Genomic DNA, 20,171 nt, shown 5'->3' with positions numbered 1-20,171 from the left:
CAAGTGCGGAGGGGTATTGAAATGAAGGTCATTCCATTGATTCTGAGCGGCGGCGCCGGCACGCGCTTGTGGCCGCTGTCGCGCGCCTCGAAGCCCAAGCAGTTCCTGTGCCTGGGCACGCGCCGCTCGCTGTTTCAGGAAACGGTGCTGCGCTGCCGTGCCGCCATCTTCGACGAGCGACCGATCGTCGTCGGCGCCGATCCTCACCGCTTCCTGATTGCCGAGGACCTGCTCGAAATCGGCGTCGGCGCCGATATCCTGCTCGAACCGGTGGCGCGCAACTCATGCGCCGCCATTGCCGCCGGCTGCCTGGCCGCGCTGAAGCGGGATCCGGACGCCATGGTGCTGGCGCTGGCCGCCGACCATCACATCCCCGATGCCATGGCCTTCTGCGACGCGGTCGCCATGGCCGTGCCGGAGGCGCTGTCGCGCTATATCGTGACCTTCGGCGTCAAGCCGGATCAGCCGTCCACCGCCTATGGCTACATTCTGGCCGGCACGCCGATCGTCGAGGCGTTCACCATCGGCCATTTCATCGAAAAGCCGCCGCGCGAGATGGCCAGCGCCTGCGTTGCCGCCGGCTATCTGTGGAACAGCGGCAATTTTCTTTTCCGCGCGGCGCATTTCCTCACCGAACTGAAGCGGCTGCGGCCCGATATTCTCGAATGCGTCGGCAAGGCCGTGGATCGTGCCGAGCGGGATCTGGATTTCCTGCGGCTCGATCGTAGCGCCTTTGCGAAAACGGCGGCGATCTCCGTCGATCACGCGGTCATGGAAAAGACCAACCGAGCCGCCGTGCTGCCGGTTTCCTATCGCTGGTCGGATGTCGGCAGTTGGGGATCGCTGGCCGACGTGATCGAAAAGGACGCGCGCGGCAATGCCACTATCGGCGACGTTTCGATCCTTGGCGGCAGCAACAATCTGGTCCATTCGCAAGGCCGGCTGACGGCGCTGGTCGGAATGGACGACACGGTCGTCGTGACCACGCCCGATGCGGTGCTGGTGGCCGGCAAGGCACATTGCGAGGCCGTCAAGGACCTCGTCGCCGCATTCAAGCAAGGCGGCCGTGCCGAAGCCGACGAAGCCCTGCAGATCTTTCGGCCATGGGGCAATTACGAGAGGCTCGATATCGGCACCCGCTATCAGGTCAAGCGCATCGTGGTGAAGCCGGGCGGCGTGCTTTCGTTGCAGCGTCACCGGCACCGCACCGAACATTGGGTGGTGGTGGATGGCCGCGCCGAGGTGACGATCGGCGACACGGTGGAGACGCTCGGCCCCAACGAGTCGGTCTATGTTCCGCTCGGCGCGGTTCATCGGCTCGCCAATCATGGTACGATGCCGGTCGTGCTGATCGAGGTGCAGACCGGCAATTATCTCGGCGAGGACGACATAGAGCGGCTGGCCGACGACTATAACCGGGCGCCGGCCATGGCCGCCCCTTTGGCCTCCAGGCCCGTCGGTGCCGATGCGCTGGCCGGCCAAGCGGTCTGACGGAAAGGGAACGCCGATGCGCGCAGCATACGATATTTCGGGCAAGCGGGTCTGGGTCGCCGGCCATCGCGGGCTGGTCGGCGCGGCGCTGGCGCGAAGGCTTGCGGCGGAGAATGTCGAACTGCTGACGGTGGGGCGCGAAAGGCTGGACCTGCGCCGGCAGGCCGAAGTCGAGGCCTGGATGGCGAGCGAGAAGCCGCAGGTGGTTTTCATGGCCGCCGCCAGGGTTGGCGGCATCCATGCCAATGACCGCTACCCGGCCGATTTCATCTACGACAATCTGATGATCGAGGCCAATATCGTGCATGCGGCGCGGCTGGCCGGCGTGGAGAAGCTGGTGCTGCTGGGGTCAACCTGCGTCTATCCCAAGCTGGCGCCGCAGCCCATTCCGGAAGAGGCGCTGCTTGGCGGCCCGCTCGAACCCACCAACGAATGGTATGCGCTGGCCAAGATCGCCGGCATCAAGCTCGCCCAGGCATACCGGCGCCAGCATGGCTGCGATTTCATCTCGGCGCAGCCGGCCAATCTCTACGGCCCCGGCGACAATTTCGATCTCGAGACCAGCCATGTGCTGCCCGCCCTGATCCGCAAGGCGCACGAGGCCCGGCTGGCGCGCGCGCCGGGCCTTTGCGTGTGGGGCAGCGGCAAGCCGCTGCGCGAATTCCTGCATGTCGACGACCTTGCCGACGCGCTGGTCTTTCTGGCCGAAAACTATAGCGGCGAAGGGCCGGTCAATGTCGGCTCGGGCACGGAGATTTCGATCCGCGACCTCGCCCATGCCGTTTGCGCGGCGGTGGGCTTCGACGGCGAGCTGGTCTTCGACGCCACCAAACCCGACGGCACACCGCGCAAGCTGGCGGACAGTTCGAAACTGGCGGCGATGGGATGGCGCGCGCGCATCGGCCTCAAGGAAGGGCTGGCATCGACCTATGCCTGGTATCTGGAAAACGCCGCCGCGCAGGCGGGCGCCGGTGACGGGCGCACGGTCATTGCGGAAAACCGTTGGCGTGCACGACAGCCCAGATCTCACGGTTCACCTCCGCAATATCCTTGATGCAGGCGGAGATGCGGACGATCTCCTCATCGTCCAACGCTTCCACCTTGCCGTATTTGATCGTTTCCTTGCCGTCGAAAATACGCATCAGATGGGTGTGCGAAATGTCGCCTTTGGCGTCGAAGGAATAGATGCAGTGATTGTACTTGTTGCGTAGCTTCGATTGCTGGTTGAGCTTGTCGAGCAGCGGCAGCACGTCCCTCCTGGCCGTCTTCGGCGTCTTCGCCATTTTCGCCAGCCGCTCGACGAGATCGATGCGCGCACGCGTTGTGTTGAGCGTCAGGAAAATCACGATGGCCGTTTCCTTGTCCACCTTCGCCAGCCCCGCGATCAGATGGATGAGCAGGCTTTCGGTGTTGGTCCAGGTGTAGTTCAACCGCCCGATGAGAAGCAGGATTTCGTCAAACCGCTGCATTGCCGTCTCGCCCCGCCCCGCCGTTTCGACGGCCCTATTGTGTGCCCATCCCCGGCCTTGATTCAATGGCGCATTGCATGCGTCAAACAGAGTGGTCCGGGCGTGACCCGCTTTCCCTCGTTAGGCGTAGAGGCTTAGCCGATGGGCGGTCGGCGCGGTCTATGACCCTAGGCCGATGCGCCGCCGCCTAGCCCTTCGGGCAGCTAGCCGTGCATTGCCCCCGGCGCCAAACTGCACCGTCCCGGAAATCCGGGATGCGGCATGATCCTGATTCCGGTGGCCTGTTCCGGCGTCCAGCGGTTGCTGGCCGGGACGCGTTGCCACCGCAGGCTCGATACCGCCGCCTTCATGCCAGGGTCATCGGCGGTCGAACCATGTCCGTCGTTTCGTACCGCAACTCGCGATGCCCCTGTTTCGCAACCGCCGGCGTGGTCGAGGCCCTTTGTAAGATCGAATGGGGTCATGCCGTTCCGGCCTTCAATGTGAGGTAGCGACATGGCTAAGAACAACACCATCAACAGTATCGGTGATTTCAACACCTACACTATCGACCAGGGTTCGGATGACGGCGATCAGAGCCAGACCCAGGACCAGGGCCAATGGCAAACCAGTGATTCCACCAATGGGAACACCAATGGCAATGAGAACGGCAACGGTAATGAGAACGGTAACGAGAATGGCAATCTCAGCCTGAACGGGAACGGCAATCTCAACCTGAGCGGAAACCTCAACGCCAATCTCAACAAGGCCATCAACGAGAGCACCAATACCAACGAGAACACCAGCACCAACACGAACCACAACACCAACACCAGCGACACGCATGTGAATGTCGATGTCGGGCTCGACCTTTCCGGCTATGAACCGAGCAATCGCGACGTCACCGATGTCAGGCTCGACAATGGCTCGCGCATCGACCAGATGCTGGTCAACCATGACGGCCAGATCTTCTACAATCCCGGCGACGGCGCGTCGTTCAACGATCTCCTGAACGGCTCGCTCAACGGCGAAGGCAACGACACCGCGGTTTCGCTGGCCCAGATCAACAATCTGAGCGACAACGACTCGCTTGACGGCGCCTCGCTGTCGAACGATGGCGGCTTCTGGCAGAACGGCAATGCCAATGGCGGCGATGCGAGCTCCGGCACGGGCATCGATGCCGGCGGCAACGGCGCCGGCGGCGGCGGCCAGGGCACGGCCAATGGCGGCGCCGGCGGCGAAGGCCATAATCTCGGCGGCCTCGGCATTGGCGGCTCGGCGGCCGGCATGGGCCAGGGTGGCGATACGGCGGGCGGCAACGGCGCGGCCGGCGGAGCCGGAACGGGCCTCGGCCTCGGACTTGGTCTCGGGCTCGGCCTCGGGCTCGCTGGCGCGCAGGGCGCCGCGGGCGGCAACGCCAATGGCGGTGATGCCGATGGCGATGGCGGTTCCGGCTCCGGTTCCGGCGCATCCACGGCGACCGGCGGAAACAGCGGCGACGCCGCTTCCGGCGACGGCGGACTTGGCGCGGGCCTCGGCCTCGGTGCCAGCGGCAGCGGCGACGGCGGTGGCGCCGGCAGCGGCCCTGGCGGCAGCGGCGCGGGCGCAGGAACCGGCGCTGGAACCGGCAGCGGCGGCGATGGTGGTGACGGCGGTGGCGCCGATGGCGGCGGCAACGCGTTCGGCGCCGGTCTCGGCTTGCTCGGCCTCGGTGTCGGCGTGGCCGGGGATTCCGCGAATGCGGCCGATGCCGGCAACGGCGGCGATGGCGGCAGCGGCAGCGGTTCGGGTGCCGGCAATGGCACCGGCACTGGCGGCGACAGCGGCATCGCTTCCGGCGGTGACAGCGGCGACGCGGCCGGCCTCGGCTTCGGCAGCGGCACCGGCGGCGACAGCGGCAATGCCGACAGCGGCGACGGCGGCTATGCCGATTCGCTCGGACTGGGCGCCGGCTTCGGCGGTGACGGCCCGATGGGCGGTGCCGGCGGCATGGCGGGCAATGGCGGCGACGCGCTCGGTCTTGGCCTCGGTGAAGGAACCGGCCAGGGTGCGGGCACGGGTGCGGGCGTTGGCGGTGATGGCGGCTTCGGCGGCTTCGCCTTCGGCGGCGACACGATCGTCGTGCCGGTGGCCGGCGACGGTCTCGGCTACGGCGGAACCGGCGGCGACGGCGGCATGGGCGGCATGGGCGGCGTCGTGACCAACGGGGCCGGCGGTGCCGGCGGCGACGGCGGCACCTGGGGTTCCAACAACGGCCATGACGGCTATGTCAACGGCCTTTCGGAAGCCCATGCCGATGCGGCCATCGATACCAGCGCCTTCAACCAGAGCATCGTGATGGGCGCCAACATGATGGAAAATCTGCTCAGCCAGACGGTCGTCGGGGGGAACTACGACCAGATGGTCGACGGCGACCATACCGGCTGAAGGCACGGCGTGAACAGGAGGCTGCGCGGGACAACCCGCGCGGCCTCATACCGACCGGGAGGAGAGATCCGTGGTTCTGGATAAGGTCAGCGAGGCCATCGCTCATTTCATCGGATTGTTCCAGATCGAGACAGAGCAGGCGCGCATGCGCGACGACTATCTCCAGTTCAAGGCCTTGCAGGCCGCGCAGCAACCGCACCACCCCGACGATCCTTCCCAGATCTCCTTCCATTCCCCCTATGATTTCGACGACCCCGATCCGGGCATACATTACGTGCCGAACGGCCCCGACTATGTGAGCCCGGCGCCCGTCGACATCGCCAACTATCCGCAGCTCGAAGTCCCGGTCCCGACCGACGTGCAGGCGCTCGCCTATCCGGGCTATGTCTACCCGATCATCCATGCCGGCAGCCATTCGCTGGCGCGCATGTTCGAATTGCAGCCTCCCGGCGCGGTGGCGGCCCACATCTCGCAGGTCAATGCGCTTTCCGACAACGACTTCGTGCATGTCGGCCCCGGCAATGTCGAGTTTCATCAGATCGGCACGCCGAACCTGGCGCTTGCCGGCCTGCTGGACCAGGCCGATCAAGCGCTGCCCATCGGGCCGGTCGCTTTCGGCGCGGCGCAGGATATCGGCGATTTCGTCAGCGGCAGCGCCGCCGCGCTGAACGCCTTGGTCGCGGGCAATGAAGGGGCCACAAGCGACAGCATCGGTGCCGGCGATGGCGACGGCGTTACCATCGAGACGATCGTTTCCGCCTTCAATGAACCGGCGGCCGATGCGATCTATGTCAACGGCCATATCGTGACGACCGCGCCCAGGCTGGACGATATGCTCCCTTCGGCCTCGCCACTCGCCAAGGATGCGCCGGACCCTGCTCCCGACCCGACGCCGGCCGGCGGCAACCATGCCATCAACGGCGGCGGCGACAGCGCCGCCGGCTCCAGCGCCTATGGGCAGGGCGCGCTTTCGTCCGACATGTCGGTCACGCTCGGCACCGGCGCCAATGCGCTGTCCAATGCCGCTTCGCTGGTCAATGACGCACTGGCAGGCGGCGTCTTCGCGGTAGCGGGCAACCATATTTCGCTGGACGCCATCGTCCAGATCAACGCCTGGAGCGATTCCGATTCCATCGGGGCCAGCCTGGCCGGGTGGAACGGCATGTCGCATCAGGCCGCCACGGCGGCGTTCAACATCGCCGAGATGCAGCGCATCGACACCAGCACGAGCGATGGCGCGGGCGCGGCGCATCCGGGTTTTCCCAAGGCCTGGGTGGTCACCGAAATCTCCGGCGACTACGTCTCGCTGAACTGGGTCCAGCAGCTCAATTTCGTCACCGACAACGACACCGCCTTCGTGACGTCCTCGCATGGCGTCACCACGATGGTCGGCACCGGCGAGAACCAGACCTTCAACAATGTCTCCGTCGCCGATCTCGGCCATTATTACGATCTCGTGCTGATCGGCGGGAACTATTACGACGCGAACATCATCGCGCAGACCAATGTCCTGCTCGACGACGATGTCGCCGGTTCGATAGGCGGCTTCCAGACCTCCGGCACGGGAACGGTCTCGACGAGCGACAATCTCCTGTGGAACGACGCCAGGATCGTGACGGTCGGCAGCAACACGGTCGATGCCCTGCCGAGCGGTTTCGCCAAGGCATTGCAGGATTTCGAGGGCGGCGATCACACGCTCGGTGCGGCGGTCCTGAACGACGACGCCTTCCAGGGCATGGCGGGCCTGCGGGTGCTCTACATCTCGGGCAGTATCTACGACCTGCAATATATCCACCAGACAAACGTGCTTGGCGATTCCGACCAGATCGCGCTGGCGATGAACACCACGCAGGCCGGCGATGGCGGCGACTGGTCGGTGACGACCGGATCCGATGCCCTCATCAACACCGCCCGGATCGTCGACGCCGACCCGGCGGCGAAAACCTATGTCGGCGGCGATCATTACTCGGACGAACTGCTCGTCCAGACCGATATCATCCGCACCGATCATCTGCTGGAAACGCGGGACGGCGATCATCTGGTTAACGAGGCGGTGGCTTTCCTCAGCGACGACATGACCCATCACGATGCGGCCTATGCGAACCCCGACGATCCGATCTCGGCCCTCCAGGCGCCGGTCGATATCCACCCCGCACATGCCGACATCATGCAGTCGGTGATCTCCTGACGTTCAACGGTTTTCGGTACAGCGATGAACGAGCGCGTACACGCATCTTCCGCAACGGCCATGCCCTCCGGCAAGGCAGAGACCGGCGCTGCCGGGCCGCAGCTTGCCGCCGACAGGGCCGGCCCGCTGATCGACAGGCTCGACCGCGAGTTCCAGACATTCATGTCGGAAATCGACGCTGCCGCTGCCGAACTGCGCCGCAAGGCAAGGCCGATCTGGTTCGGCCCGCCGCGCCCCGAGCTGGCATCGGACGCCGGCGCTTCAACCGCTGATGCGGACACCGGTGCCACGCGCCCGGCAGCAGAGGCCGGCCATGACGCTCAATGCCCGCGTGAGCCGCAAAAGCCCGCGGAGGAGGAGGAAATCATCGCCCCGGAACGCCCGGCGGAAGCGTCCGAACGCGGGAAGATGGCCGCCGGCACGCTCAAATCGATGGATGCCGACAACGGGCCGATCAAGGCCGCGAGGCCGGCGCCCGCCATGACAGGGCGCAAGCAGCCCGAAGCGGCGAAAAGCGGCGGTTCCGACCATGCGTTTCATCGCCGTCTCGGGCCGGTCAACCTCGCCGACAATCTCAAGGCCGGCATCCATGCGGTCCGGCGCAACCTGATCGTGGTAATGGGCTTTACGCTCGCGACCAATGTGCTAGTCCTGGCCATTCCGGTCTATCTTTTCCAGATTTCCGACCGCGTCCTGACGAGCCGTTCCACCGATACGCTGATCATGCTGACGATCCTGATCGCCGGAGCCGTCATTCTCAACGCCGTGCTCGACGCCATCCGCCGGTTCATCCTGATGCGCACGGCGGTCGAGGTAGCGGCCCAGCTCGGCGCGCCGATCCTCGGCGCGGCGGCGCGCGCATCGCTCTACAGCAACGGCCGCGAATACCAGACGCTCGGCGACCTCCAGCAATTGCGCTCGTTTCTCGTTTCCGGAACGCTGCTGTCCTTCCTCGATGCGCCGCTGACGCCGCTGTTCATGCTGGCGGTGTTTCTGGTACATCCCGATCTCGGCTATATCGCCGTGCTTGCCGCGCTGCTCCTTCTGGTCATCGCCTATATCAACCAGAGGATGACCGCCGGCGCTTTCCACGAGGCTGGAAACTTCCAGAGCCGGGCCAACCTTCATCTCGATTCCATGTCGCGCAATTCGCAGATCATCAACGCGCTGGCGATGATCCCCGAGGCGGTGAAGATATGGGGGCAGGACACGGCCGGATCGCTCAAGGCGCAGGTCGTCGCGCAGGACCGCAACGTGATCTCCGCTTCGGTCTCCAAGGCGGTGCGCCTTCTGGCGCAGGTCGCCATGCTCGGCTGGGGCGCCTATCTGGCGCTCGACAATCAACTGACGGGCGGCATGGTCATCGCCGCCTCCATCATCGCCGGGCGCGCGCTGGCGCCGGTGGAAGGGGCCATCGAAGGCTGGCACCAGTTCATCCACACCCGCGCCGCCTATGAGCGGATTTCGGCCTTGCTCAAATCGTCGCCGCTGAATTTCGAACGGCTGAAACTGCCGAGGCCGCAGGGCCGGCTCGACGTGGAACGCCTGCTCTTCGTGCCGCAGGGAACCAAGCGTGTGGTACTCAACGGCATCTCGTTCACCCTGAAGCCCGGTGAATCGCTGGCCATTATCGGCGATTCCGGCGCCGGCAAGACGACGCTCGGCAAGATGCTGGTCGGCTCGCTTTTGCCGACCTCCGGCAATGTGCGCCTCGACCTGATGGACCTGCGCAACTGGGACCAGCGCCAGTTCGGCGAGAATATCGGCTATCTGCCGCAGGACGTGCAGCTTTTCCCCGGCACCATCAAGGCCAATATCGGCCGCATGCGCGACGACGCCAGCGACGACGACATCTACAAAGCGGCGATGTTGGCCGATGTCCACGAACTGATCTCGACCTTCGCGCAAGGCTATGAAACGATGGTCGCCGCCGACGGCGCGCCGCTCTCCGGCGGCCAGAAACAGCGCATCGCGCTGGCGCGCGCCTTCTTCGGCAACCCGCGCATGGTGGTGCTGGACGAGCCCAATTCCAATCTCGACGGCTCCGGCGACGCCGCGCTTTTGAGGGCGCTGGCGCATGCCAAGCAGGAAAAGATCACCGTCATCACCATCACGCAGCGGCCCTCGCTGCTCAATTGCGTGGACAAGATCCTGCTTCTGTCCAACGGCACGGTATCGATGTTCGGCGTCCGCGAGGAGGTGCTCAAGGCGCTTGCCCCGCTGAACGCGGCGAACGCCCGTGCCGCCGTTCCCAACCGTTCCGCACAGGCCGCGTGATGGCAACGGATATCGCAGACGTCCACGACATCGAATGGTACGGCCAGGTGCCGCGCTCCATCCACGGCCATGCGATGATAGGCCTGATCCTGGTGGTGCTGGCTTTCGGCGGCTTCGGCACATGGGCGGCGACGGCGCCGCTGGCCGCTGCCGTCATCAGCGCCGGCAGCTTCGTCGCCACCGGCGAGAACAAGGTCATCCAGCATCTCGAAGGCGGCATCATCAAGGATATTCTGGTCAGCGAAGGCGATCATGTCGTGACCGGCCAGCCGCTGATCCGGCTCGACGGCATTGCCGCGCAGGTCAAGCAGCGGCAATTGTTCCTGCGCCAGGCGCGGCTCGAGGCGAATGTCGCGCGGCTTGAGGCGCAGGTCGCCGACAAGCCCGAGATCGCCTTTCCCGCCATTATCGCCGATCACGGCAACGACGCAGACATTGCATCCATCGTCGACGGCCAGCTCGCCAGTTTCCGCTCGGCCAACAGCCGCAGGGACAGCGAGATCGGGCTGCTCGAACAGAACATCAAATCGCTGAAATTCCGGGCCGAAGGGTTTCAGGAGCAAAGCCGGTCGATGACCGAGCAGCTTGTCTTCCTGCGGGACGAGTACAAGGGCAAGCTGAAATTGCTGAACCGGGGCCTCGTGCGCAAGCCGGAGGTCAATGCGATCCAGCGGGCCATCGCCGACGCGCAGGGCCAGGTCGGCCGGCTCGACGCGGAGGTGCTGGAGACCAACGCCCAGGCCGAGAAGTTCCGCCAGCAGATCAAGCAGACGGTGACGGAACTGAACCAGAAGGCGCTCGACGAATTGCAGAGCAGCCAGGGCGAGCTCGATACGGTGCGCGAGGAGGCGCGTCAGGCGAGGAACATCGTGCAGCGTTCGACCATCGATGCGCCGGTGGCAGGCACCGTGGTGCGCATGTATTACCACACCTCGGGCGGGGTCATCGAAAGCGGCAAGGCGATCCTGGAAATCCTGCCCGCCAACGTGCCGCTCATCATCGAAACCCAGATCGAGCGCCGGGACATCGATGCCGTCAAGCCGGGGCAGAAGGCGACGATCAGGCTGGTGGCGCTCAACCGGCGCGCGACGCCGGTGCTGCACGGCGACGTCTATTATGTTTCCGCCGACGCCCTGCGGGATCCGGCAAGGCCGGGCCTCGAAGTGTATCTTGCCCGCATCCGCCTGCCGCCGAGCGAGCTTGCCCGGATACCCGGCTTCACCGCGACGCCCGGCATGCCGGTCGAGGTGATGATCGAGACGGCGGAGCGCACGTTCCTCGATTACCTGACGAAGCCGATCCGCGAGAGCATGTCGCGCGCCTTCACCGAGCGGTGAGCGTGGCGGGCGAGCCTATCATTGTCCCGCTCCTTCGGGTATGAGATGCGGCTTGGGTTACAGAACCGGGTGTCGTCTTGCGGGCTGAAGCCAACAATTCGATCAACAATGCATCGGCCGGGGTGAAGCCCCTGCCGGGGGCGCTGTCGCGGCTTGCGCGCGGCAGCTTTTTCCTTTTGTTTTTCAGTGCGTTGCTGGCCGCTTCGCTGCCGCCCCGGCTGGCGCCGATGGTGGCCGCCGCACCGTCGGCAACCACGCATTTCCCAACATTCGTTGCCGTCATTCCCAATGCCGCGCTTACGACCGCGCAGCGGGCTTTTTCGGGGGGCATCCATGAATGGAAATCATGGAAGCCGGACCGCCGCCAGACGGCGTCGGGCGACGGCGCAGCCCTTGTGCCGCAAGGGTTCGCGCCGCTTGCCGCAATTGTGCGGGACCGGCCGCAGGACGGGTTGCCGCCGGCAACCGTCCGGCATCTGGCGTTCCGCCATTTCGATGCGCGCGGCCCGCCCGCCGCCGGCTGAACACCCCACTAAACCACTGTAATCACTGCGCTTCATCGCTTGCGGATCGTGGCCGGATGCCCGTTCGGAAGCGGTGGTCATGCGCCAAAAACGGATATGAATCCTATGACTGAAAAGAAAAACGAAGAGGTCGTTGTCTCCTCATCATGGCTCGGCAACCTGTTCATCGTGGCGATCGTGATCGTCATTCTCGGCGGCGCCTTGGCCTATAAGGAGTTTTTCGGCTGACACCGGCATGAACCCAAAGCCCGTCCCGGTTTGCCGGGGCGGGCTGTGAATGCCCTCGCACAACCCTTTGCCGGCAAGCTCCGGATCGCTATGGATGTCCTGCGGCGCGCGACCGGTGAAAGCGAAAGGCGATGGCATGAAGTGGGATTTCTGGATCGATCGCGGCGGCACCTTCACCGATATTATCGGCCGCGATCCGGCCGGCATCCTGCATCCGCTCAAGTTGCTGTCGCAAGATAGCGGGGCCTATCGCGACGCCGCCGTTGCCGGCATCCGCCAATTGCTCGGCCTTGAACGCGGCGCCATCATCCCGCCCGGCCTGATCGGCACCGTCAAGATGGGCACGACGGTCGCCACCAATGCGCTTCTGGAGCGCAAGGGCGATCGCGTGCTGCTGCTTATCACGCGAGGGTTTCGCGATGCGCTGAAGATCGCCTATCAGGCGCGGCCGGACATCTTCGCCAAAGAGATCGTCCTGCCCGAACAACTCTATGAGCGCGTTATCGAGGTCGATGAACGGGTGCGCGCCGATGGTTGCGTGGAGAGCCTGCTCGACATCGCCAAAGTGAAGCCGGCGCTGGAAAAGGCGCGCGCCGACGGCATCGACGCGGTCGCCATCGTCTTCATGCATGCCTGGAAATATCCCGACCATGAGAGGGCGGTGGCCAAGGTCTGCCGCAAGCTCGGCTTTACGCAGGTGTCGGTCAGCCACGAGGCGTCGCCGCTGATCAAGCTGGTCGGGCGCGGCGACACCACGGTGGTCGATGCATATCTGTCGCCGATCCTGTCGCGCTATGTGCGGCAGGTGGCGGAGGAGCTGGGAATTGGAACAGATCAACGGGCCAAGCCCGCAAGCGCGACCGCGCGTCGGCCGTTGTCGGCTGCCCCGGCGGAGGCCAGCGAGCAAAGCGAGCGCTCGGCCGCGAGCCCGAGATTAATGTTCATGATGTCGTCGGGCGGGCTCACCGCCGCCGATCTTTTCCAGGGCAAGGATGCGCTTTTGTCCGGCCCCGCCGGCGGTGTCGTCGGCATGGTCGAGACGGCGAAACTGGCCGGCTTCGGCAAGGTGATCGGCTTCGACATGGGCGGCACCTCGACCGATGTGGCGCATTGTGACGGTGCCTATGAGCGCGCCTTCGACACGGAAGTGGCGGGCGTGCGGGTGCGCGCGCCGATGATGCGCATCCATACCGTTGCCGCCGGCGGCGGCTCGATCCTGCATTATGAGGCGGGACGCTTTCGTGTAGGGCCGGATTCGGCCGGTGCCGATCCCGGCCCCGCCAGCTACCGGCGCGGCGGCCCGCTCACCGTCACCGATGCCAATGTCATGCTCGGCAAGCTCCAGCCCGATCTGTTTCCGGCGATTTTCGGGCGGCATCGGGACGAGCCTCTGGACGCGGCCGTGGTGCGCGAAAAATTCGCCGCCTTTGCCGCCGAGATTTGCGACGGGCGCAGCCCTGAAGCGGTCGCCGAAGGTTTTCTGACCGTCGCGGTGGAGAACATGGCCAACGCCATCAAGAAGATTTCGGTGCAGCGCGGCTATGACGTCACCGATTATCTGCTCAACGCCTTTGGCGGCGCCGGCGGCCAGCATGCCTGCCTTGTTGCCGACGCACTCGGCATGGAAGCTGTGCTCATCCACCCGTTTTCCGGCCTGCTCTCGGCCTATGGCATCGGGCTCGCCAATGTCTTTGCCGCACGCCAGCAGGCACTGCTTGCACCGCTGGCGCAAAGCTCGGAACCTGCCATTGCCGGGCTTGCCGATACGCTGAAACAGGCCGTTGTCGCCGAGCTTGCCGGCCAGGGCATTTCCGAGGTGGAGATCGCGCTCAAGCCGATCCTGCATATCCGCTATGACGGCACCGATACCGCCTTGCCGGTTGATTTCAGCCATGGCGTGCTTGCCGAAGCGAAGGCGGATTTCGAGGCGGCGCACAAGGCGCAGTTCGGCTTCATCTATGACGACAAGCCATTGATCGTCGAGGCCGTCGGCGTCGAAGGCACCGATATCGGCGCCGCCGCGCGCGACGAACCGGTCCGCCCCGCTGTCGAGACCGATGCCGTGCCGGGTGAGACCCGCAAGGTGTTCATCGACGGGCGCTGGCACGATGCCGGCGTGCTTTCGCGCGACAGGCTGAGACCCGGCCACAAGGCACAAGGCCCGGCGCTGATCGTCGAGGCCAACCAGACCATCGTCGTGGAACCGGGCTGGCAGGCGCGGGTGACTGCGCGCGATCATATCCTCATGCGCCGTGTGGAAAAGAAGCGCCGGGGCGCGGCGCTGGGCACGGAAGCCGATCCGGTCATGCTGGAGGTGTTCAACAATCTTTTCATGTCGATTGCCGAGCAGATGGGAGTGACGCTGCAAAACACCGCCCATTCGGTCAACATCAAGGAGCGGCTGGATTTCTCCTGCGCCGTCTTCGACCATGAGGGCGCGCTGGTGGCCAATGCGCCGCATATGCCGGTGCATCTCGGCTCGATGGATCGTTCGGTGGAAACGATCATCCGGCTGAACGCGGGTGATATTTCGCCCGGCGACGTGTTTGCGCTGAACGCGCCCTATAATGGCGGCACACACCTGCCCGACATCACCGTGGTGACGCCGGTGTTTGAGAGTGGAACGAGCAAAATCCTCTTCTGGGTCGCTTCGCGCGGCCATCACGCCGATGTCGGCGGCACCGCGCCCGGCTCGATGACGCCGCTGGCCACCAGCGTGGACGAGGAGGGCGTGCTGTTCGACAATTTCCGTATCGTCGAGCGCGGCCGCTTCCGCGAAAAGGAACTGGAGGCGCTGCTCACCGATCATCCTTACCCGGCCCGCAATCCGCGCCAGAATATCGCCGACCTCAAGGCGCAGATCGCCGCCAATGAAAAGGGCGTCGCGGAACTGAGGAAAATGGTGGCGCATTTCGGCTTGCCCGTAGTCGAAGCCTATATGGGGCATGTCCAGGACAATGCCGCCGAAAGCGTGCGCCGCGTGCTGGAGCGCCTGCCCGACAGCTCGGAATACGAATACCCGACCGATACCGGACAGGTGATCCGGGTCAGGATCACCGTCGATCGGCAGCAGCGCGAGGCGGTGGTGGATTTTTCCGGCACGTCGCCGGTCGAGAAGAACAATTTCAACGCTCCAGAACCGGTGACGCGCGCGGCCGTGCTCTATGCCTTCCGCGTCATGGTCGAGGACAATATTCCGATGAATGCCGGTTGCCTCAGGCCGATCCGCATCGTCATTCCCGATGGCTGCATGCTCAAGCCCGCCTATCCGGCGGCGGTGGTGGCCGGCAACGTCGAAACCTCGCAGCATGTCACCAATGCACTGTTCGGCGCCATGGGTGCACTGGCCAATGCGCAGGGCACGATGAACAATCTGACCTTCGGCAATGAGCGCTATCAGTATTACGAGACGATCTGCTCCGGTTCGCCGGCGGGCCGCATGAACGACGGACGCGGCTTTGCCGGCACGTCAGGCGTCCACACCCACATGACCAATTCGCGCCTGACCGATCCGGAAGTGCTGGAACTGCGCTTCCCGGTCCTGCTGGAAGATTTCCATGTTCGCGAGGGTTCCGGCGGCAAGGGCGAGTGGAATGCCGGCGACGGCACCAGCCGCACCATCCGCTTCCTTGAAAAGATGCAGTGCGCCATCCTGTCCTCGCACCGTGCCCGCGCGCCCGAGGGCCTTGCCGGCGGCGGCGATGGCGAGGTCGGCCGCACCGAAGTGCGCCGCAAGGACGGTTCGCTGGAGACCCTGAAAGCCTGCGACCAGACGAGCCTGGCGGCAGGCGAGGCCGTCATCATCACCACGCCGACATCGGGCGGCTTCGGCGAAGGCGGGCGCAAAGCGTGATGCAACCGCTCGATAAACGAGCCGCCCCGCGCCAATACGAGGTGGCGCGGGGCGGCGTGAAATACAGCGCCGTTACTTGCCGAGGCAGGTGTCGGCGTTGTCCCAGTCGCAGCTATCCAGACCGGTGAGGATCGTCGTATCGACCTTCTCGCCTTCGACCAGCTTCATCATCGTCATGGCCGCCTGATAGCCCATTTCCTCCGGGCGCTGGCCGATCAGCGCATTGACGCGATGGTCCTTGAGCGCCTGCATTTCGGGCGCCAGCGTGTCGGCCGAAATGATCACGAACTCGCCGCTCTTGATCTTGTCCATGATCGGGTCGGTCACCTGCGCATAGGCCTGCGGCGCAAACAGCGGCCAGCCGCCTTCCAGCACGAAGGCGTCGAGGTCTGGGTTGGCCGTCAGCGTGTCGGCCATCATCTGGTTGGACTTCGCCGCATCGTCATTGGAATAAAGCGGACAGGCGCTGATTTCCGTCCAGCCGTTTTCGCCGTTCAGTTTCTCGGTTCCCGCCTTGCCGGAAAGCTCGTCGCGGGTGCCGGCGGCGCGGTCGTTGATGTTGGCGGCGGCTGGATTGCCGAGCAGCAGGCAGATATTGCCGCCATCGGGCATGCGCTTCTTCAATTCCTGCGCCAGCTTGACACCCAGTTCGTGATTGTCGGTGCCGACGAACGCCTTGCGCAATTCCTGGTCCCGCGGCAGGAAATCGGCATCGGCGGTGATGATCGGGATGGTCGGCTTGCGGCGGCGGATAACCTGCGCGATCGCCGGCGCGTTGGATGGCGAAACCGCGATCGCGGCGACGCCCTTGGTCAAAAGGTCGTCGATGATCTGCACCTCCGCGCCCTCGTCGGCAGCCGTTGCCGGGCCGGTATAATAGCATTCATAGCCCTTGGGCTTGAGCTCCTTGTTGGCGCGCTCGCAGCCTTGGTGCATCAGGTCGAAATAGGGGTTGTCGAGGCCCTTGACGACGAGCGCCAGGGTCTTGGTGTCGGCGGCCGAACTGGTGCCGCAAGTGAGCGCGAGAAAGCCGAGAGCGGCGGCGCCCAATAAGATTTTTCTCATCTGTTTCCTCCCAAGGATGATCGCGCGCAGGCTTCCGGCCTCAGTGAAGCCGGCAGTCGCCGCGTGCCCGATTTAACGGGGTCGCACGCCCCTCTGTCAATCGTCGAGGTCTACGCCTCAAGTATAATTGTCTGATGATTGACCGCAGCCAGACCGGAATCTACAGGGAAAAACAAGTGGGGGCAGATTGACCGGGCCCGGCGAACATGGCAGCTTTTTATGGCTCAGGCTGCCGCGGCCGGGCTTATGACAACAAGAGCACGGCTCGGGAGGAGATCGGCCTTGGCGGTACTGGAACTGAAAGACGTCGCGAAGCATTTCGGCGCGATCAGGGCGCTGGACGGCGTTTCGCTGACACTCGAACCCGGCGAGGTGCTCGGCCTGATGGGCGATAACGGGGCCGGCAAATCCACGCTGGTCAAGATCATCGCCGGCAATTTTCCACCCTCTCACGGTGAAATGCATGTCAATGGCAAGGCGGTGCATTTCCATCGCCCGATCGACGCGAGAGAGAGCGGCATCGAGGTCGTCTATCAGGATCTCGCGCTATGCGATAATCTGACCGCGGCGGCCAATGTCTATCTCGGCCGCGAATTGCGCAAGGGCGTGTGGCCGTTCCGCATTCTCGATTACAACGCCATGTATGAGCGCTCGCGCGCCCTGTTCGCCGAATTGAAATCGGAAACGCGCCCGCGCGATCTGGTGCGCCAGATGTCGGGCGGCCAGCGGCAGGCCGTCGCCATCGCCCGCACCCGCCTTTCCAACTCCCACATCGTTTTGATGGACGAGCCGACGGCGGCGATCAGCGTGCGCCAGGTGGCGGAGGTCCTGCAGCTGATCGAGCGGCTGCGCGAGCAGGGCATCGCCGTGATCCTCATCAGCCACCGCATGCCCGACGTGTTCGAGGTTGCCGACCGCGTGGCGGTGATGCGGCGTGGCCGCAAGGTCGCCGACAAGAAGATCGCCGACTCATCGCCTGAGGAAGTGACGGCGCTTATCACCGGCGCATTGGAGGCAGCGTGACCGTGGGGAACAGCCAAACGATGCAGGCGCTTAAATCGGACGACATTGCCGAACAGACGCATACGCGCTGGTCGGCGCTCGTTTCAAGCCAGGTGTTCTGGGTCGTGGTGGCAACGCTGGTGGCCTGCGTGGTGCTGTCGTTTACGACCAACTCATTCGCGACATCGCAAAACCTGTTCAACGTGACGCGCAATTTCGCCTTCGTCGCCATCGTGGCGCTTGGCATGATGGCGGTCATCATCACCGGCGGGATCGATTTGTCGGTCGGCTCGATCATCGGTGTCAGCGGCATCGTTTTGTCCGTGGTCATGCATGCCGGCTTTTCGATCTGGGCTGGCGTCGGCATGGCCTTGCTGACATCCGTGCTCGTCGGCCTCGTCAACGGCTATTTCATCGCCTATCTCGGCATGCAGCCTTTCGTGGTCACGCTCGGCATGTTGAGCATCGGCCGCAGCCTGGCGATGGTGATTTCGCAAAACCGCACCATTTTCGAATTCGGCCCGGATGGCGCCACCTTGCTGGCAATCGGCGGCGGCTCGATCTTCGGCATCGCCAATCCGGTGTGGGTGCTGATCGTGCTGGCGTTGATCTTCGGCTTCGTCTTCCGCTGGACGCGCTGGGGCCGCTATGTGTTCGCCATCGGCGGCAATGAGCGTGCCGCCATTCTTACCGGCGTTCCTGTCCGGCGCATCAAATGCTCGGTCTATGCGGTGGCGGGGCTGATGTGCGGCATTGCCGCGGTGCTGGAGGTCGGCTGGCTCGGCGCCGTCACCACCGGGCTCGGCACCGGCGATGAACTGCGCGTCATCGCCGCCACCGTCATCGGCGGCGCCAATCTGATGGGCGGCGTCGGCTCCGCCTTCGGCGCGGTAATCGGCGCGGCGCTCATCGAGGTGATCCGCAACAGTCTCATCCTGCTTGGCGTCGATTCCTTCTGGCAGGGCACCTTCGTCGGCGCTTTCATCATCATCGCCGTGCTGTTCAACCGGTTGAGCGGCACGCGCAGCGAAGAGTAGTACCGAAGATTTCGACGTTGGCGCTGTAGCGCATGCTTCGAGACAGCGGCTTGCGCCGCCGCCTCAGGATGAGGACCGCTGGCGCCAATCTTCCTCATGCTGAGGTGCGAGGTCCTGAGCTTGTCGAAGGGGCGAGCCTCGAAGCACGCACAAATGCGGCAATCTCAAATGATCTTGCCGCGCGCCGGGACCGGCCACACCTCCGGCGCGCGGTCCTTGCCGACGATATGAACCGCATCGACCATATTGGTCACCACGCAGGCGTGGTTGGGCACGATGCGCAGGCGCTGGCCGACTTGCAGGCCGATATCGCCCTCGCTGCGCAGCCGGCCATGCTCTTCCGACAATTGGTCGATCGCAATGTCCGGGCGGCCAAGCACATGGCCATGGCCGGTGAGGCCAAGCAGGTCGGAGGTCAGCGTCTTGGAACCGGCGTCGATGATGGCGCGGTCGGGCGCGGGAACCGAAACCACGGTGGCCAGCACCGTCAGGGCGCAATCGTCCCAGGAGGCGACGCCGCGCGCCACCAGCGAGCGGTCGTTATAGACATAGGTGCCGGGGCGGTGTTCGGTGACGATCGCCGCCTCATGCGCCGACATCATGTCGGGCGAGCCGCCGGAGGTGATGGTGGGCACGGCAATGCCCTTAGCCTCGATCAGCGCCTTGGCTTCGCTCATGAAGGCCTGCACCTTCGCCGCGCCACCGACCGGCGGATAGGTCATCAGGCCACCGAAGGCGAGGCCGGGCGCGGCGGCGATGCGCGCCGCCAGCGTGGCCGCTTCCTGCGGCGTGCCGACACCGCAACGGTCGGCGCCGGTGTTGCATTCGACCAGCACATGGAGTGTCGTGCCCGCGGCCGAAAAGGCGGCGGACAGGCCGTCGATCACCGGCGCATTGTCGGCCACGACCGACAGCCGCACCTTGGCTGACAGCGCAAGCAGCGCCTTGAGCTTGGCCTCGCCCAGAATGTTGTAGGTGATCAGCACGTCGGTCAGGCGGTCGCTGCCGGCGATCATGGCTTCGGCTTCCGACACCTTCTGGCAGGTGATGCCGATGGCTCCAGCCTCGATCTGCATTTCGGCGATGGCCGGCAGCTTATGGGTCTTGATGTGCGGGCGCACTTTCAGGCCGTGGCTGTTCGCATAGGCCTGGAAACGCTCGATATTGCGCTTTGCCACATCGATATCCACCAGCACCGCCGGCGTCTGGATCTCGTCAAACATCACTGCTTGCCTCCGGAACAATGCGCCGGAGGTCCCTCCTCCGCGCCGCTTGACAAACAATGCCGCGTGGC

General features: G+C 64.8%; 14 protein-coding genes. 11 read left to right on the top strand and 3 right to left on the bottom strand.

Annotated elements, in window-relative coordinates:
• Positions 1–21 precede the first annotated feature (21 nt).
• Together BFN67_RS12385 and BFN67_RS12380 are read left to right on the top strand one after the other, a co-directional pair.
• Positions 22–1,491, top strand: coding sequence for a mannose-1-phosphate guanylyltransferase/mannose-6-phosphate isomerase (locus BFN67_RS12385; protein ID WP_080919875.1), 1,470 nt, complete (start codon positions 22–24; stop codon positions 1,489–1,491).
• A gap of 16 nt (positions 1,492–1,507) precedes the next feature.
• A complete protein-coding gene (locus tag BFN67_RS12380; RefSeq protein WP_080919909.1) occupies positions 1,508–2,545 on the top strand; it encodes a GDP-L-fucose synthase family protein in 1,038 nt (345 codons plus the stop codon).
• Here the strand turns inward: BFN67_RS12380 and BFN67_RS12375 are convergent.
• Positions 2,478–2,960 carry a hypothetical protein gene (locus BFN67_RS12375; RefSeq protein WP_080919910.1) on the bottom strand — a complete coding sequence of 161 codons (483 nt, stop codon included), beginning with the start codon at positions 2,958–2,960 and terminating at the stop codon, positions 2,478–2,480. The two genes, BFN67_RS12380 and BFN67_RS12375, sit on opposite strands and share 68 nt — an antisense overlap.
• Positions 2,961–3,455: 495 nt before the next feature.
• Between BFN67_RS12375 and BFN67_RS25080 the strand changes: the two genes are divergently transcribed.
• The 7 genes from BFN67_RS25080 (at position 3,456) to BFN67_RS12345 (ending at position 15,773) form a co-directional block, all read left to right on the top strand.
• The gene (locus BFN67_RS25080) at positions 3,456–5,366 is read left to right on the top strand and encodes a hypothetical protein (protein ID WP_080919874.1); all 1,911 of its coding nucleotides are present in this window, start codon (positions 3,456–3,458) and stop codon (positions 5,364–5,366) included.
• A gap of 70 nt (positions 5,367–5,436) precedes the next feature.
• On the top strand, positions 5,437–7,554 hold the full coding sequence (locus BFN67_RS12365; RefSeq protein ID WP_080919873.1) for a hypothetical protein: 2,118 nt from the start codon (positions 5,437–5,439) through the stop codon (positions 7,552–7,554).
• Between the two features lie 162 nt (positions 7,555–7,716).
• Positions 7,717–9,831 carry a type I secretion system permease/ATPase gene (locus BFN67_RS12360; protein WP_425349776.1) on the top strand — a complete coding sequence of 705 codons (2,115 nt, stop codon included), beginning with the start codon at positions 7,717–7,719 and terminating at the stop codon, positions 9,829–9,831.
• Positions 9,831–11,168: an HlyD family type I secretion periplasmic adaptor subunit gene (locus BFN67_RS12355; RefSeq protein WP_080919871.1), complete on the top strand. Its 1,338-nt coding sequence runs from the start codon at positions 9,831–9,833 to the stop codon at positions 11,166–11,168. Before BFN67_RS12360 ends, BFN67_RS12355 begins: the two co-directional genes overlap by 1 nt.
• A 77-nt stretch (positions 11,169–11,245) precedes the next feature.
• Positions 11,246–11,692: a hypothetical protein gene (locus tag BFN67_RS12350; RefSeq protein WP_080919870.1), complete on the top strand. Its 447-nt coding sequence runs from the start codon at positions 11,246–11,248 to the stop codon at positions 11,690–11,692.
• 105 nt (positions 11,693–11,797) lie between these two features.
• Positions 11,798–11,920, top strand: a complete 123-nt coding sequence (locus tag BFN67_RS25075) for a hypothetical protein (protein ID WP_280951330.1) — start codon at positions 11,798–11,800, stop codon at positions 11,918–11,920.
• Positions 11,921–12,056: 136 nt separating this feature from the next.
• Positions 12,057–15,773, top strand: coding sequence for a hydantoinase B/oxoprolinase family protein (locus BFN67_RS12345; RefSeq protein WP_080919908.1), 3,717 nt, complete (start codon positions 12,057–12,059; stop codon positions 15,771–15,773).
• 72 nt (positions 15,774–15,845) lie between these two features.
• On the opposite strand, the gene BFN67_RS12340 is transcribed toward BFN67_RS12345, so the two are convergent.
• Complete coding sequence (locus BFN67_RS12340; RefSeq protein ID WP_080919869.1) at positions 15,846–16,838, bottom strand: sugar-binding protein; 993 nt, start codon at positions 16,836–16,838, stop codon at positions 15,846–15,848.
• A gap of 282 nt (positions 16,839–17,120) precedes the next feature.
• On the opposite strand from BFN67_RS12340, the gene BFN67_RS12335 reads away from it, so the two are divergent.
• Both BFN67_RS12335 and BFN67_RS12330 read left to right on the top strand, forming a co-directional pair.
• A complete protein-coding gene (locus tag BFN67_RS12335) occupies positions 17,121–17,861 on the top strand; it encodes an ATP-binding cassette domain-containing protein (protein WP_080919868.1) in 741 nt (246 codons plus the stop codon).
• 20 nt (positions 17,862–17,881) lie between these two features.
• Complete coding sequence (locus BFN67_RS12330; RefSeq protein ID WP_080919867.1) at positions 17,882–18,877, top strand: ABC transporter permease; 996 nt, start codon at positions 17,882–17,884, stop codon at positions 18,875–18,877.
• A gap of 164 nt (positions 18,878–19,041) precedes the next feature.
• On the opposite strand, the gene BFN67_RS12325 is transcribed toward BFN67_RS12330, so the two are convergent.
• Positions 19,042–20,100, bottom strand: a complete 1,059-nt coding sequence (locus BFN67_RS12325; protein ID WP_080919866.1) for a D-TA family PLP-dependent enzyme — start codon at positions 20,098–20,100, stop codon at positions 19,042–19,044.
• Between the last annotated feature and the right edge of the window lie 71 nt (positions 20,101–20,171).

This window comes from Manganibacter manganicus (assembly GCF_002075885.1).
GTDB lineage: Bacteria > Pseudomonadota > Alphaproteobacteria > Rhizobiales > Rhizobiaceae > Mesorhizobium > Mesorhizobium manganicum.
This window is presented reverse-complemented; position numbering and strand designations above follow the sequence as displayed.